At 60.8% G+C, this 13,989-nt stretch carries 17 protein-coding genes; 9 read left to right on the forward strand and 8 right to left on the reverse strand.

All coding sequences use genetic code 11. The features are described from left to right. Window positions 1-46: 46 nt before the first annotated feature. The 3 genes from BFL40_RS16375 to BFL40_RS16385 are packed head-to-tail and all read left to right on the forward strand — an operon-like array spanning window position 47 to window position 2,491. On the forward strand, window positions 47-889 hold the full coding sequence (locus BFL40_RS16375) for a MipA/OmpV family protein (protein WP_071484972.1): 843 nt from the start codon (window positions 47-49) through the stop codon (window positions 887-889). 14 nt (window positions 890-903) lie between these two features. Continuing rightward, window positions 904-1,719, forward strand: a complete 816-nt coding sequence (locus BFL40_RS16380; protein WP_071484973.1) for an acid phosphatase — start codon at window positions 904-906, stop codon at window positions 1,717-1,719. Window positions 1,720-1,732: 13 nt separating this feature from the next. Beyond that, window positions 1,733-2,491: a hypothetical protein gene (locus BFL40_RS16385; RefSeq protein WP_071484974.1), complete on the forward strand. Its 759-nt coding sequence runs from the start codon at window positions 1,733-1,735 to the stop codon at window positions 2,489-2,491. A gap of 66 nt (window positions 2,492-2,557) precedes the next feature. On the opposite strand, the gene BFL40_RS16390 is transcribed toward BFL40_RS16385, so the two are convergent. Then, complete coding sequence (locus BFL40_RS16390; RefSeq protein WP_071484975.1) at window positions 2,558-3,154, reverse strand: YceI family protein; 597 nt, start codon at window positions 3,152-3,154, stop codon at window positions 2,558-2,560. Window positions 3,155-3,186: 32 nt separating this feature from the next. After that, the gene (locus tag BFL40_RS16395; protein WP_071484976.1) at window positions 3,187-3,738 is read right to left on the reverse strand and encodes a cytochrome b; all 552 of its coding nucleotides are present in this window, start codon (window positions 3,736-3,738) and stop codon (window positions 3,187-3,189) included. Between the two features lie 272 nt (window positions 3,739-4,010). Between BFL40_RS16395 and BFL40_RS16400 the strand changes: the two genes are divergently transcribed. Together BFL40_RS16400 and BFL40_RS16405 are read left to right on the forward strand one after the other, a co-directional pair. Then, window positions 4,011-5,417 carry an adenosylmethionine--8-amino-7-oxononanoate transaminase gene (locus tag BFL40_RS16400; protein WP_071484977.1) on the forward strand — a complete coding sequence of 469 codons (1,407 nt, stop codon included), beginning with the start codon at window positions 4,011-4,013 and terminating at the stop codon, window positions 5,415-5,417. A gap of 36 nt (window positions 5,418-5,453) precedes the next feature. Beyond that, complete coding sequence (locus tag BFL40_RS16405; RefSeq protein WP_071484978.1) at window positions 5,454-6,173, forward strand: 16S rRNA (uracil(1498)-N(3))-methyltransferase; 720 nt, start codon at window positions 5,454-5,456, stop codon at window positions 6,171-6,173. A gap of 85 nt (window positions 6,174-6,258) precedes the next feature. On the opposite strand, the gene BFL40_RS16410 is transcribed toward BFL40_RS16405, so the two are convergent. From BFL40_RS16410 to BFL40_RS16420, 3 genes are read right to left on the reverse strand one after another with little or no spacing between them, the layout of a single operon-like run. Beyond that, entirely contained in the window at window positions 6,259-7,161 is a 903-nt protein-coding gene (locus BFL40_RS16410) for a transporter substrate-binding domain-containing protein (protein WP_071484979.1), read from the reverse strand. A 24-nt stretch (window positions 7,162-7,185) separates the two neighbouring features. After that, a complete protein-coding gene (locus BFL40_RS16415) occupies window positions 7,186-7,536 on the reverse strand; it encodes a RidA family protein (RefSeq protein ID WP_071484980.1) in 351 nt (116 codons plus the stop codon). Between the two features lie 10 nt (window positions 7,537-7,546). Beyond that, the gene (locus BFL40_RS16420) at window positions 7,547-8,788 is read right to left on the reverse strand and encodes a D-amino acid dehydrogenase (protein ID WP_071484981.1); all 1,242 of its coding nucleotides are present in this window, start codon (window positions 8,786-8,788) and stop codon (window positions 7,547-7,549) included. A 108-nt stretch (window positions 8,789-8,896) separates the two neighbouring features. On the opposite strand from BFL40_RS16420, the gene BFL40_RS16425 reads away from it, so the two are divergent. Beyond that, the gene (locus BFL40_RS16425; RefSeq protein WP_071484982.1) at window positions 8,897-9,799 is read left to right on the forward strand and encodes a LysR family transcriptional regulator; all 903 of its coding nucleotides are present in this window, start codon (window positions 8,897-8,899) and stop codon (window positions 9,797-9,799) included. Window positions 9,800-9,820: 21 nt separating this feature from the next. Here the strand turns inward: BFL40_RS16425 and trhA are convergent, their stop codons facing one another. Then, window positions 9,821-10,438 (reverse strand): PAQR family membrane homeostasis protein TrhA, encoded by a 618-nt coding sequence (trhA, locus tag BFL40_RS16430; RefSeq protein ID WP_071484983.1) that lies wholly within the window; start codon window positions 10,436-10,438, stop codon window positions 9,821-9,823. Window positions 10,439-10,591: 153 nt separating this feature from the next. Between trhA and BFL40_RS16435 the strand changes: the two genes are divergently transcribed. Genes BFL40_RS16435 through BFL40_RS16445 form a run of 3 tightly spaced genes read left to right on the forward strand, consistent with a single transcriptional unit; the run spans window position 10,592 to window position 12,658 of the window. Next, entirely contained in the window at window positions 10,592-11,158 is a 567-nt protein-coding gene (locus BFL40_RS16435; protein ID WP_071484984.1) for a chromate transporter, read from the forward strand. Next, the gene (locus tag BFL40_RS16440) at window positions 11,158-11,700 is read left to right on the forward strand and encodes a chromate transporter (RefSeq protein WP_071484985.1); all 543 of its coding nucleotides are present in this window, start codon (window positions 11,158-11,160) and stop codon (window positions 11,698-11,700) included. The genes BFL40_RS16435 and BFL40_RS16440 overlap by 1 nt, the downstream gene beginning before the upstream one ends. 37 nt (window positions 11,701-11,737) lie before the next feature. After that, window positions 11,738-12,658 carry a LysR family transcriptional regulator gene (locus BFL40_RS16445; RefSeq protein WP_071484986.1) on the forward strand — a complete coding sequence of 307 codons (921 nt, stop codon included), beginning with the start codon at window positions 11,738-11,740 and terminating at the stop codon, window positions 12,656-12,658. Between the two features lie 115 nt (window positions 12,659-12,773). On the opposite strand, the gene madM is transcribed toward BFL40_RS16445, so the two are convergent. Further along, entirely contained in the window at window positions 12,774-13,538 is a 765-nt protein-coding gene (gene madM, locus BFL40_RS16450) for a malonate transporter subunit MadM (protein ID WP_071484987.1), read from the reverse strand. Between the two features lies 1 nt (window position 13,539). Continuing rightward, window positions 13,540-13,953: a malonate transporter subunit MadL gene (gene madL, locus BFL40_RS16455; protein ID WP_071484988.1), complete on the reverse strand. Its 414-nt coding sequence runs from the start codon at window positions 13,951-13,953 to the stop codon at window positions 13,540-13,542. Between the last annotated feature and the right edge of the window lie 36 nt (window positions 13,954-13,989).

Consider the following 13,989-nt stretch of genomic DNA (forward strand, 5'->3'; position numbering starts at 1 on the left):
AGTACTCACGCCAATACGTTTGGTTTTACACCCAAGGACATAAGCAATGACAACCCTCGGTGGTTCAAACTTTCTCAAGCATCCGGTGACGCTCATTACAGGTGCGACGCTCGCATTTGCGATGGCGTTTCCGGTACACGCAGACGACTCAAGTGAGCCCTCCGTGACCGTCGGTGGCGGGCTCGCCGTTGGCCCGCTATACGAAGGTTCCTCACACTACGCCGCGTTTCCATCACTGAAACTCAAAGCGGTTTTGCCGACCGAAAACTGGGGCAAGTTTACTGCGTCCTTTCCGGAAGGGCTGCGTTGGGATTTACCGGGGCTGTCCCCTTTCGGGATCGCCCTGCTGCTGGGTTACGACCAGGGTCGCAAGGAAAGAATCCACACCCTGGGCGGTCGTGATGACTACTTGAAGGGTATGGGTAACCTGGACAGCACTGCCCTGGTCGGGGCGGAAGCGTATTGGATGCTGCCGGCCGGTCGCCTGTTTGTACGCGGCCTGCAAGCCAGCCAGAGCCGCGATTACGGTGGCGAGAGCCTGGGGCGTACCGCCTACCTGGAAGCCGGATACGCCACCGCCTATGCGCTGTCTTCGACATTGACCCTGGACTCGACCCTGTACGGCACCTGGAGCAATGACAAAGACATGATGGCGCGCTTCGGCGTCACCGCCCAACAAGCGGCACGCACCGGCTTCGAGGAATACCACCCGGGCGGCGGGATGCGCGATGTGACCTTGAAGCTGGGCCTCACCTGGCAATGGCAGCCACAGCTGGCACTGGAAGGCGGCATCAAGACCTACGCCCTGGTCTCCGATGCCCGCAACAGCCCGCTGACGGGTGAAAACGTGGGCGCAGGCGCCTACCTGAATGCCCTTTACCGGTTTTGATAAGGGAACACTCGATGAAAACAGTACATAGGCAGTTGGGGCTGGTCGGCCTGCTCTGGTCGGGGCTGGTACTTGCCGACGATGCAGCCACCAAGGTCACGGACCCTCACTTCAAACTTGCCCCAGGCTATCTGAACTCGGCGGACTTGCCGCTGCGCCTGGCGTTGCTGGGCGCCCCGCCAAAACCCGACTCTGCGGCGCTTGCACGGGATGAGGAAGCACGGCGTGCGGCACTGTCGCTACGTGGCACAGCCCGGGAGAAACTCGCGGCAACGGATGCGGAGCTGTCATTCCCAGGCCCGGCGCAAGCATTCTCCTGCGCGATGGGCACGCCGATCACCGAGAAAACCACCCCGCACCTTTATACCTTGATGCAGCGCACCCTGACGGATGCAGGCGGCTCCACCTATGCCGGGAAAAATGCCTACAACCGTACTCGCCCATTCGTGGTGCATAACGAAGGCACCTGTCGCAAAGACATGGAGCCGCTGCTACGCACGGATGGCTCCTGGCCGTCCGGCCACTCCGCTGCCGGTTGGGCCTGGGGGCTGTTGCTGGCCGAGGTTCAACCTGCACGCGCCACCGAGCTGATGACCCGCGGGTTGTCTTTCGGCCAGAGCCGGGTCATCTGCGATGCACACTGGCAGAGCGACGTGGATGCAGGCCGCATCATGGGGGCTGCAACGGTAGCGAGCCTGCATAGCAATCCGGCGTTCCTGGCGGACCTCGCAGCCGCAAAGGAGGAGGTCAAGGCGGCTCAAAAAGCAGGCCTGAAGCCTACAGAAGACTGCGCGGCCGAGGGCGTGGCGCTCTCGCTGACTCAGCACTGATCGGAGAAACACCATGACGCACAGTCACAACGCACGCCAGGCACTGCTGGCTGGCGCCTTGGCGGCAGCCGCGTCCAGTTTGCCGATGGGGGCCATGGCGGCAGACAGCGATAGCTGGACGTTCAATGGCGGGCCTTACGTGTGGGGCGCCGGCATCCGTGGGCATGTGGGGCATAGCAGTACCGGAACCCAGTTTATAAAGTCCGATTTCTCTGACATCGCAAAGACGGTCGATATGTCGGTGATGCTGATGGGCGAGGCTCGTCGAGGCCCCTACAGCCTATTGGCCGACCTGATGTACATCGACACCGACACCCGCAACCGCCTGCCTGCGGGCGCCAAACTTGAGGTAGAAAGCAAGACAGCCTCCGGGTTCCTGGGGGGCGGCTACACCGTGTTGGGCGATGATAACCGCCGGTTGGATGTCGCCGGTGGAGTGCGCGTCTGGTACAGCGGCACCACCCTCACCTTCCATGGCGGGCCGCTTGGCGGTTTATCGGGTTCTGACAATGCGACGTGGGCAGACGCCATGGCAGGACTGCGCGGGCACTATGCCGTGAACGATCGCTTCTGGCTGTCGTCCTGGGGCATGGCGGGTGGCGGGCAGTCACGGGAAGATTGGGACCTGGCAGCGTTGGCAGGCTGGGAGTTCTGGCCTGGGTTTTCGGCAGTGGCCGGTTACCGGGCCATGGGGGTGAATTACCGCCATGATGGCTTTGTCTACGACATCGTCCAGAAGGGCCCTCTACTGGGGATCAGTGGACGGTTCTGAGGCAGTAAGCGCCCACAAAAAAGCCCCGGCCTGGGAAGGCCGGGGCTTTTTGTCAGCCGCGAAATATTACTTCGCTTTGACACCTTCAAACGTTACATACAGCTCAACAGTGTTGGACGCTGGGCCCAGGTCCATCTGCTTGCCGAAGTCCTGACGGTTGAAGCTGGTAGTGCCTTCAAAGCCTGCACGGTAGCCGCCCCATGGATCCTTGCCTTCACCCAGGAAGGTGGCCTTGACCACGATTGGCTTGGTCACGCCGTGAAAGGTCAGGTCGCCGGTTACGTCGGCAGTGACTTGGCCAGCAGCATTTTTGCCGGTGGTTTTAACACTGGTGGAGACGAACTTGGCATCGGCAAACTTGCCAACGTCCAGGAAGTCTTTGCTGGAAATGTGCTTGTCACGTTCAGCGTGGTTAGTGAATACGCTGGCGGTACGTACGTTGAACTCAATTTTGCTGTCTTCAGGCTTGGCAGCATCGAAGCTGAACTTACCGTCCAGGTCCTTGAAGGTACCGGTGATGAAGCTGTAGCCCAAGTGGCTGATCTTGAAGTCGACGAAGGCGTGCTGGCCTTCCTTGTCGACAACATAATCAGCGGCCATCACCGAACCTGCAGACAGCAGAGCAGAACCGATTGCCAGAGCGGCGAGAGTCTTTTTCAACATGCTTTCTATTCCTTGTGAGTCGAGGTTGAACATCAAGCTTTGCGCCCCAGCATTCGAGTGAGGGTCACATCACGGTCAATAAAGTGGTGTTTCAACGCGGCCACACCGTGCAAACCGGCGAAGACCACCAACACCCAGGCGAGATACAGGTGCACCACGCCTGCGGTGTCTGCCTGGTCCGGTAGCCCGGAAACCACGGCAGGAATCTCAAACAGGCCAAACACCGGGATACCGACACCGTCTGCGGTGGAAATCAGGTAACCGGCAATCATCACGGCAAACAGCCCGAGATAAAGGAAAGCGTGGCCAAATGCGGCACCGATACGGGTCATACGGCTGTAGCTGGCAAGCGGCGGTGGCGGCGGACTGACCAAGCGCCAGACGATACGCACCAGCATGATGGCAAACAGCGTAATGCCAATGCTCTTGTGCAGGTCCGGCGCGTCTTTGCGCCAAGCGCTGTAGTAATCGAGGCCAACCATCCACAAGCCCAGGGCGAACAGACCAAACACCACCAAGGCTACGCCCCAGTGCAAAACGATGCTGACCCAACCATAGCGGGCCGGTGAATTGCGTAACTGCATGTACTTAATCCCGTAAGAGCTGCATCCAAGACTAGCGATTTACCTATCGAATTAAAGCGGAAAATTTCGCTTTGAAATATCGAGAAATACGATCTTGAGGGTATGAAGCGTAAATTAACAACGGATTAAGGACTATCCAGAAGAAACGTGACAGACCGTCCTGTGTTTACTGCCTATTCGCATGTAATGGGTTGTGACACAGCCGCCCATTGCATAGGCTTGCGCGATTGTTCCGCCCGTGCACCTCGCGGGCCGCTTCGAGGAGACTCTAGATGGGCTTGAATAACCAGTGGATGCAACGCGACCTCGCCGTGCTGTGGCATCCCTGCACCCAGATGAAAGACCACCAGCAACTGCCGCTGATCCCGATCAAGCGCGGTGAAGGCGTGTGGTTGGAAGACTTCGAAGGCAAGCGCTACCTCGACGCCGTCAGTTCCTGGTGGGTCAATGTGTTCGGCCACGCCAACCCGCGCATCAACCAGCGCATCAAAGACCAGGTCGATCAACTGGAACACGTGATCCTCGCTGGTTTCAGTCACCAGCCGGTGATCGAACTGTCCGAGCGCCTGGTAAAGATGACGCCCGAAGGCCTGACCCGCTGTTTCTACGCCGATAACGGGTCATCGTGCATCGAAGTCGCGCTGAAGATGAGCTTTCACTACTGGCTCAACCGCGGCCTGCCGAATAAAAAGCGCTTCGTCACCCTGACCAATAGCTACCACGGCGAAACCATCGCCGCGATGTCGGTAGGCGACGTGCCGCTGTTTACCGAGACCTATAAGGCGCTGCTGCTCGACACTATCAAAGTACCCAGCCCCGATTGCTACCTGCGCCCCGACGGCATGAGCTGGGAAGAGCACTCGCGCAACATGTTCCTGGCCATGGAACAGACCCTGGCCGAGCACCACGACACCGTCGCTGCCGTCATCGTCGAACCGCTGATCCAGGGCGCCGGCGGCATGCGCATGTACCACCCGGTGTACCTCAAGTTGCTGCGTGAGGCCTGCGACCGCTACGGCGTGCACTTGATTCACGATGAAATCGCCGTGGGCTTCGGCCGCACCGGCAGCATGTTCGCCTGCGAACAAGCCGGCATCCGCCCGGACTTCCTGTGCCTGTCCAAGGCCCTGACCGGCGGTTACCTGCCGTTGGCCGCCGTGGTCACCACCGACGATGTCTACGACGCCTTCTACGACGACTACCCGACCCTACGCGCCTTCCTGCACTCCCACAGCTACACCGGTAACCCGCTGGCGTGTGCGGCGGCACTGGCGACCCTGGATATTTTCGAAGAAGACAACGTCATCGAAAACAACAAGGCACTGGCCCAGCGCATGGCTACAGCCACCGCGCATTTGGTGGACCACCCCCACGTGTCGGAAGTACGCCAGACCGGCATGGTGCTGGCCATCGAGATGGTCCAGGACAAAGCCACCAAGACCGCCTACCCCTGGCAGGAGCGCCGTGGTTTGAAGGTGTTCGAACACGCCCTGGAACGCGGTGCGCTGTTGCGGCCATTGGGCAGCGTGGTGTATTTCCTGCCGCCTTATGTGATTACGCCGGAGCAAATCGACTTCCTGGCGGAAGTAGCCAGCGAAGGGATTGATATCGCCACCAACAGCAGCGTCAGTGTTGCAGTGCCGAAGGACTTTCACCCAGGCTTCCGTGATCCGGGTTGATTCACTGCACCCCCTACACTTTTCCAGAGAACAGAAATGAGACTGTCCCGTTTTTTCACCGACACCCCGCTGAGCCTCGGCGACCACGAATTGCCCGAAGCCCAGGCGCACTACATCAGCCGCGTGCTGCGCATGACCGAAGGCGACGCCGTGCAGTTGTTCGACGGCTCCGGCCAGGAGTTTTTGGGCAGCTTGCTGGAAGTCGGTAAGAAACGCGTCACCGTGCAACTCACGGAAAGTTTCGCTGGCCAGACTGAATCACCGCTGCACATCCACCTCGGCCAGGGTCTGTCCCGGGGCGAGCGCATGGATTGGGCGATTCAGAAAGCCACTGAACTGGGGGTCAACGAGATCACGCCGATTTTCAGCGACCGCTGCGAAGTACGCCTCAAGGACGAACGCGCCGACAAACGCCTGCTGCACTGGCGCCAGGTGGCGATCAGCGCCTGCGAGCAATGCGGGCGCTCCACGGTGCCGGTGATTCACCCACCGCTGTTGCTGGCGGACTGGTTGAAACAGGCCGAGGCGGACTTGAAGTTGGTGCTGCACCCGGTGGCCGAGCCGATGGTCAGCCATGCCAAGCCTGCCAGCCTGGCATTCCTGATCGGGCCTGAAGGTGGGCTGACCGACAATGAAGTCGAAACAGCACAAGGCGCCGGTTTCCACGCCGCCCGACTCGGCCCGCGCGTGCTACGCACCGAGACGGCGCCGGTGGTGGCATTGGCGGTCGCGCAACAGCTGTGGGGCGACTTCTAACCCCCCTTCCTTTGCAAACCCAATCAAAAATGTGGGAGCGGGCTTGCCTGCTCCCACATTTGGGTTGGGTTACCACGCCATCACATCACTCCACCGGATCGCTCACCGGCGTGGCAATAATCGCCTTCAACTCGCTGGTCATTGGGAATTCCAGGTTTAAGCCCTTGGGCGGAATCGGCTGTTCAAACCAGCGCTGGTAAATCCCGTTGATCTCGCCCGAGCGGTACAGATCACCGAGTGTCTCGTTGACCACCGCGAGAAACTGCGGATCGTCCTTGCGCACCATGCAGCTGTAGATTTCCCGCGATTGCTCCTCGCCCACCACCACCCAATGGTGCGGGTCCTTGGCCTTGGCGCGCTCGCCGTAGAGCAAGGCGTCATCCATGTAAAACGCTGCCGCGCGGCCGGTCTCGAGCATCTTGAACGCTTCGCCGTGGTCCTTGGCGCTGATCACGAACATATTGGCCTTGTGCTCGGCGTTGTAGCTCTTTAGAAAACGCTCATTGGTGGTGCCGGCGGTGGTCACCACGTTCTTGCCCGCAAGGTCGGCGAAGCCTTTGATGCCGCTGTCCTTGGCGGTGAGCAACTGGCCCTTCACGTAGATAAAGCCGTAGGAAAACGCCACCTGTTTCTGACGCTCGGCAGTCACCCCGGTGGAGCCGCACTCCAAATCCACAGTGCCGTTCTGCACCAGCGGGATACGGGTTTGGGAGGTCACCAGGTTGTACTTCACGCTGAGATTCGCCACCCCGGTTTTCTGCTGGATGCGCTCGACGATCTTGCTCGCCAACTCCACCGAATAGCCCATGGGTTTGCCACTGTTATCCCCCACATAGGAAAACGGCACCGACGCATCGCGATAGCCCAGCGTGATGGACTTGGCGCTGGCGATCTTGCCCAACGTGCCGTCCAAAGGGGTTTCAGTTGCCTGAACCTGTGCGCCGAACAAAAGCCCCAGGGTGCAGCCGGTCAACAGGATTTTTTTCATTGTTATTCTCCGTTGGTCTTTCAGTTATTTACGTACAGCGATCACGCTGATTTCCACCAGCACACTTGGCCGCGCCAGCTCCGCTTGCAGGGTGGTGCGCGTGGGCGCCATGCCGGGCGAAAGCCACGCGGACCAGACCTCGTTCATTGGTGCAAACCCATCGCCGATGTCCTTCAGGTAAATGGTCGCATTGAGCAGATGATCCTTGTCGCTGCCCGCCAGGGCCAACAGCGCATCGATCTTGGCCAGGACTTCTTGGGTTTGTGTGGCCACATCCTGGCCTTCGCCCGGCACCTGGCCCGAGAGGAACACCAAGTCCTTGAAGGTCACAGCCCCGCAAAGCCGTTCGTTGCTGTTGATTCGGTTGATAGTCATGGATGCATCCTCAAGCGGCGCGGGGCGCCAGGCCCTGCATATCAATGGAAGGAACCTGTTGACCGATCAGTTCGGCCAGCAGTTGGCCGCTACCGCAGGCCAGGGTAAAACCCAGCGCACCGTGGCCCAGGTTCAGCCACAGGTTGCGATAGACACTGGCGCCAATCAGCGGCACGCCCGTCGGGGTTGCGGGGCGCATGCCGGCCCACTCCACCGCGTGGGCGTAGTCGCCGGCCAGAGGGAACGTCTCCAGCGCCTGGCGTTTCATCAGCGCCAGGCGCTTGGGCTCAAGGCTTGCGTCAAAGCCGACGATGTCCACCATCGCTGCCACCCGCAATTGCTCGCCAATACGCGCATACACGATCTTGCGGTCATAGTCAGTGATGCTCACATTCGGCGCCTGGTGCTGCGCGCCAATCGGCACGCTCAGGCTATAGCCCTTGAGCGGATACAGCGGCAGCGACAAGCCCGGCAACCCCAGTTCAGCACTGCGATGCCCGGCCGCCAGCACCAGATGTTCGATCGGCATCACCTCATCGCCCACCTCGATGGCCTGCACCGCACCGTTGGCGTGGCGAATCCCGGTGACCTTGCGGCCCATCAAAAAACGGCAGCGCCCGGACGCCTCCAGCCGCGCCGCCAATCGCTGGCAAAACGCATGACAATCGGCCACTTCTTCATTCGGCGTGTAGATGCCGCCGACAAAACCACCCTCCGCCAGCGCCGGTTCCAGACGTGAGCACTCGGCGGCAGACAGCACCTGCTGTTGCAGGATATCGGTGACCTTGCTGCGTGCATGTTCAAAAGTGCCGGCATTGCGGAAAGTCACCAGTTTGCCGTTGCGCCGCCAGTCGAAACCGTCCAGGCGATCGTCCTCGCGCCATTGCTGCAAGGTGCCTTGGCTCAGGGCCGCCAGGCGCAGCAAGTGGGCGGCATTGCGCTTATTCACCGAGCCACGGCACGCGCCGAGAAAGGCGGCCATCCAGCGCCATTGCTGGGGGTCGAGGCGCGGGCGCAGCTTCAGGGGCGAATCACCCCGCAGCAACCAACCAATCGCCTGCAGTGGTACACCGGCATCCGCCAGCGGCGCGACATAGCGGTAAGACAGCTGCCCACCGTTGGCAAAACTGGTTTCGCTGCCCAGGCTGCCGCGCGCTTCGATCACCGTCACTTCATGGCCGGCACGTACCAACGCGTAGGCGCTGGCCAAGCCGATGACGCCACCGCCGATGATGCACACTTGCTTGGCCATCCCAGCCACCCGCCGTTGAATTAAGAGGTCTCAAGCGTAGGGGCAGGTGACAGGCCACCGACAATGAATAAAGATGGGTCGCCTATAAACAAAGGTTATGGACGTGCCATGCGCTTGCGTCATATCGAAATCTTCCAGGCTATCCGCCAGACCGGCTCCGTCAGCGCCGCCGCGCAATTGCTGCATGTGTCACAACCGGCGGTGACCAAGGTCTTGCAGCACGCGGAGTTACAGCTGGGTTTTCCGCTGTTTCTGCGGGTGCGCGGCAAGTTGCAACCCACGCCGGAAGCCCTGGCGCTGGAAAGCGAAGTCGAGAAAGTCACCGAGAGCCTGCAAGGCGTGCGGCGCCTGGCCAAGAGCTTGCGTCGAATGCCCGAGCAAAGTGTGCGCATTGGTGCGATTCCAGCGTTGGCGCTGTCGCTGCTGCCACCTTCGATTCTGGAATGGAAGCGCGACTACCCGGACATGGCCTGCGAACTGTCCAGCGATCACAGCCGCGAGTTGGTGCAGAAGCTGTTGATGCGTGAGATTGACCTGGCGCTGACGCTCAACTTCTCCGGCCACCCCGGTTTGACCACGCAAGTGCTGGCCAATGGTGTGCTGGTGGCGTTGGCCTCAAAGGGTTATTGGACTGAGGCCGAACTGAGCAGGCCACTGCCACTGGCCGACTTGGCAGGCACGCCGCTGATTGGTCTTTCCAGCGCCGACCCATTGGCGGCAAAACTCGACAGCTACCTGGAAAACGTTGATCCACCGCCGCGCGTCACCCTCTCGGTGCAGACCTACTCGCTGGCCCGCGCCATGGTGGAATCAGGCGCCGGCCTGACGGTCATCGACCCCTTCACTGCTCTCGGCGCGTCGACGGCGACCACCTGCATCCGCACGCTCACCCCGCCGCTGCCGATCACCCTGTACGCCCTGACCCGCGCCAATGAGCCGCCGCCGCATATGCTCGCCAACCTGCTGCAAATTTTCGGGAAACGCGCCCAAGCGTTATTGGAACGTTTGTAATAACACCAAAGCTCCCACAGGTCAGAGCACGTACCGCATGATCGCCACGAAATGCAGCAAGCTGCCGCCGATCACAAATAAATGCCAGATCCCATGGGAATGCCGCAAGCGATCCTCCAGGGCAAAAAAGATGATGCCGACGGTGTACAGCACACCACCAGACGCCAGCCAGACAAACCCCGCCGTGCCCAGCGCGGCGATCAGCGGCTTGACCGCCACCAGCACGATCCAGCCCATCACCGCGTAAATCACGATGGACAAGATCCGCGCCTCGGAGCGCGGCTTGATCTCTTGCAGGATGCCAATCACCGCCAGCCCCCACACGATACCGAACAGCGTCCAGCCCCACGGCCCTCTCAAGGTCACCAGGCAAAACGGCGTGTAGCTGCCGGCGATCAACAGGTAGATCGAAAAGTGATCGACCTTCTGCATGATCGCTTTTCTTCGCCCGCGCACGCTGTGGTACACGGTCGACGCGCTGTACAGCACCAACAACGTAAAGCCATAGATCGCCACGCTGACGATCTTCCAGGGGCTGCCATCCAGGCTCGCCACCACCAACATCCACACCGCGCCCGCACAGGCCGCAACCGCCCCGAGCAAATGGCTCCAGGCGTTGAATCGTTCCCCGTGATACATGTGTCACTCACCTCGAATAACCGTTACCACATGGTTTGCCACGTGCATTCTGACGCCAGTCACGCTTGAGCAGGTAACACGCTTTTCTTCATTTGCCCAAAGGCACTGCGCAAACGATGATTGCCAGCATCGCCGTTGTCCCGGAAAGCCCCCATGCCCGAGCTCGAACCCACACCGCCGCACCCCAGCCTATGGCAGTTGTTTTACAACTTTGCCATGGTCGGCCTGCTCGGCTTTGGCGGCGTGATGCCCTGGGCACGGCAGATGATGGTCGACCGCAGGCGGTGGGTCAGCGAGCAAGGCTTCAACGAATTGCTCACCACCGGCCAGTTCTTCCCCGGCCCCAATATCGCCAACGTCGGCATCATCTACGGCCGACGCCTGCACGGCTTGCCGGGTGCAGTTGTGACCGTCTTCGGGCTGTACCTGTTCCCCTCGCTGATCACCGTGCTCGCCGGGTTCGCCTATGCCAAGTGGTGGAGCCACGACGTGGTGCAGCAGATCTTCGGCGCGGTGATGCCGATTGCCACCGGCTTGATGCTCGGGACGACGTTGCGCCTGCTCAAGGCCATGCCCAGGACGATCGCCAACTACAGTGCTTTCGTGTTGACCTTTGTGTTGATGGCGGTCTTCGTGCTGCCGCTGTGGATGGTGCTGCTGATCAGCATCCCCAGCTCCCTGGCCTTGAGCTTTATGGGCTCAAAAGAGGTGGCCGGCTGATGCAAACCGTCCTCCTTCACCTGATGATCCAATGCGCGCTGTGGTCGCTGATGGCGATTGGCGGCAACACCGTGGCCATCGGTGACATCCACCGCTACACCGTCGTCGATATGCGTTGGATCACCGACGCTCAATTCGTCGCCTTCTTCGCCCTGTCCCAGGCCCTTCCGGGCCCCAATGGCATGTTTCTGGTGTTTATCGGCCAACAGGCGGCGGGCCTGCCCGGCGCGCTGGTGGCATTGACCGCCAAACTGCTGCCCTGTTCGGTGCTGACCTATTTCGGCGCAGGCTGGTTGGAGCGCCACACCCAGACGCCGTGGGTGCAGCGCGTCAAACGCAGTCTGTTGCCCATCTCCATCGGCCTGATCCTTGCCTCGACCTACATCTTGTTGAACAGCCTGGAAAACAACGCAACCAGCCTGGTACTGACCCTGGCCAGCGCCGCCGTGGTGTATTACACGCGCTTGAACGCGATCTGGTTGATCATCCTCGGCGTGCTGCTGGGCCTGTGCAGTTCTTGGCTGGGAGCGGGCTGGTTTTAGGGGCACAATCGACAGCATTCGAATAAGAGCCGCGACCATGCTGATCGACGAAGAATTCACCCTCAAGAAGCTGGAAATCTTCCTGGCGTTCATGCGTACCGGCAACCTGGCCCGCGCCGCCGCCGAGCTGCAAACCAGCAATGTCAGCGTGCACCGCGCCATCCACTCCCTGGAAAACGCCCTGCGTTGCCCACTGTTCAAACACGAAGGCCGCAACCTCACGCCGCTGGAAAGCGCCTATGTCCTCGAAGAGCGGGCACAGAAACTGGTGGCGGATGTGGTCGACAGCGTGCGCCTGACCCGCGAAGCCGCCGGTTTCTCCGCCGAGCGTTTCAAGTTGGGCTCGTTGTATTCGTTGACGGTCAAGACCGTGCCGCAACTGATCATGGGCCTGAAAATCCGCCGTAGCGAACTCAATATCGACCTGATCCTGGGCTCCAACTTCGACCTGCTCTACAAGCTCAAGAACATGGAAGTCGACGCGATCCTCATCTCCCTCGACGAGCGCGCCAACGACCCCGATTGCGAGCAGATCGCGCTGTTTACCGACGACATCTTCCTCGCCACCCCGGCCGACTCACCCTTCGACCGCGAACAGGAAATCGACCTCGCCGACGTGCGCGATGCCACCTTCATCACCCTCACCCAAGGCTTCGCCACGCACCAGGATGGCAACCGCGTGTTCAAGCAGGCGGGGTTCGAACCGAAGGTAGCGATGCAGGTGAACGACATCTTTACCCTGTTGAGCATGGTCAGCTCGGGGGTGGGTTATGCGCTGCTGCCGGGGCGGATTGCGGCGGTGTATGAGAACCGGGTGAAGCTGATACCGCTGCAACCGAGGTATCGGTTGCAACAGCATATTGGGGTGGTGTTTTTGAAGGCCAAGGAACGTGACCCGAACTTGCTGGCGTTGTTGGCGGAGTGTCGGATGTATGCCAATCGGCAAATTGCCCCGTAGCAGCTGTCGAGCCTTGGCGAGGCTGCGTCAGCAGCACCGCCGAGTCGAGCCAGGCGCTGGACCGAGTCGAGCCCTACGCAGCCTCGCCAAGGCTCGACAGCTGCTACGGGAGTAATTAACCGACTAAACCACGCACGATGAAGTACAACACCGAAGGCCCCAACAAACACCCAAGCCCAGTGTGGAACGTCGCCGTCAGCGCGCCATACGGCACCAACCGACGATCCGTGGCGGCCAGGCCTGCGGTTACGCCGCTGACGGTGCCGGCCAACCCACCAAACACCATCGCCGAGCGCGGGTTATCCAGGCCCATCCAACGCGCCGCCACCGGCGTACCGACCATCACCAGGATCGCCTTGATCAACCCGGTGGCAATCGACAGCGCCATCACATCCGAGGTCGCGCCAATCGCCGCACCGGTCACCGGGCCGACGATGTAGGTCACGGCGCCCGCGCCGATAGTGGTCATGCTGATCGCATCGCGATAACCAAAGGCCCAGGCCATGCTCGCGCCGACGATAAACGGCAGCACTGTGCCCAGCAGCAGCGCAATCACACCGATCAACCCGGCTTTGCGCGCTTCGGTGGCTTGCACTTCGAACGCCGTGGCGACGATGGCGAAATCACGCAGCATCGCACCGCCCATCAGGCCGATACCGGAGAACAGCGCCATATCGGCCAGGCCTTTTTGCCCGCCGGTAAGCGTGCCGCCAACCCAGGCCAGCACCAGCCCGATGACGATGGCAATCGCCGAGCCATGAATGCGCCCAAACGTCAGGCGCTTGGACAGCACCACAGAGATCCACATCACCACGCCGACGAAGGCAAAGGCGGTGACCAGGCCGTTATTCTCCAACCCTTTTTCGATGAGTGCCCACATATCAGCGGCCTCCCACGACAGGAGTCGGCGTGATCTGCGGCTCTTCAGCAGGCAACGGTTCGCCTTTGTGAGTACGGCTGATCAGCGCGATGGTGCAACCACAGACCACCACCGAACCAATCGCCGCCAACACCGCCACCGGGCCACCGTGCAAGGCGGTAACCACGTTCTGTTGCGCAGCCATCGCCACCACCACGGGGATGTACATGGCGCCCCAGAAGCCGACGCCCATCTCGCAGTCCTTGGTCATGCCACCGCGCTTTTGCATCCACAGGCGGGCGCAGATCAGCAGGATCATCGCGATCCCTACCCCGCCCACATTGGATTTAACGCCGAGCAACACGCCGAGCATGTCGCCCAGGATCACGCCCGCCAGCATGCAGATCGCCAGCAATGCCACACCGTAGATAATCATTGTTGTTGTCCTCAAAGTGCTCGATCGAAATTGTTG

The organism is Pseudomonas costantinii, from assembly GCF_001870435.1.
GTDB lineage: Bacteria > Pseudomonadota > Gammaproteobacteria > Pseudomonadales > Pseudomonadaceae > Aquipseudomonas > Aquipseudomonas costantinii.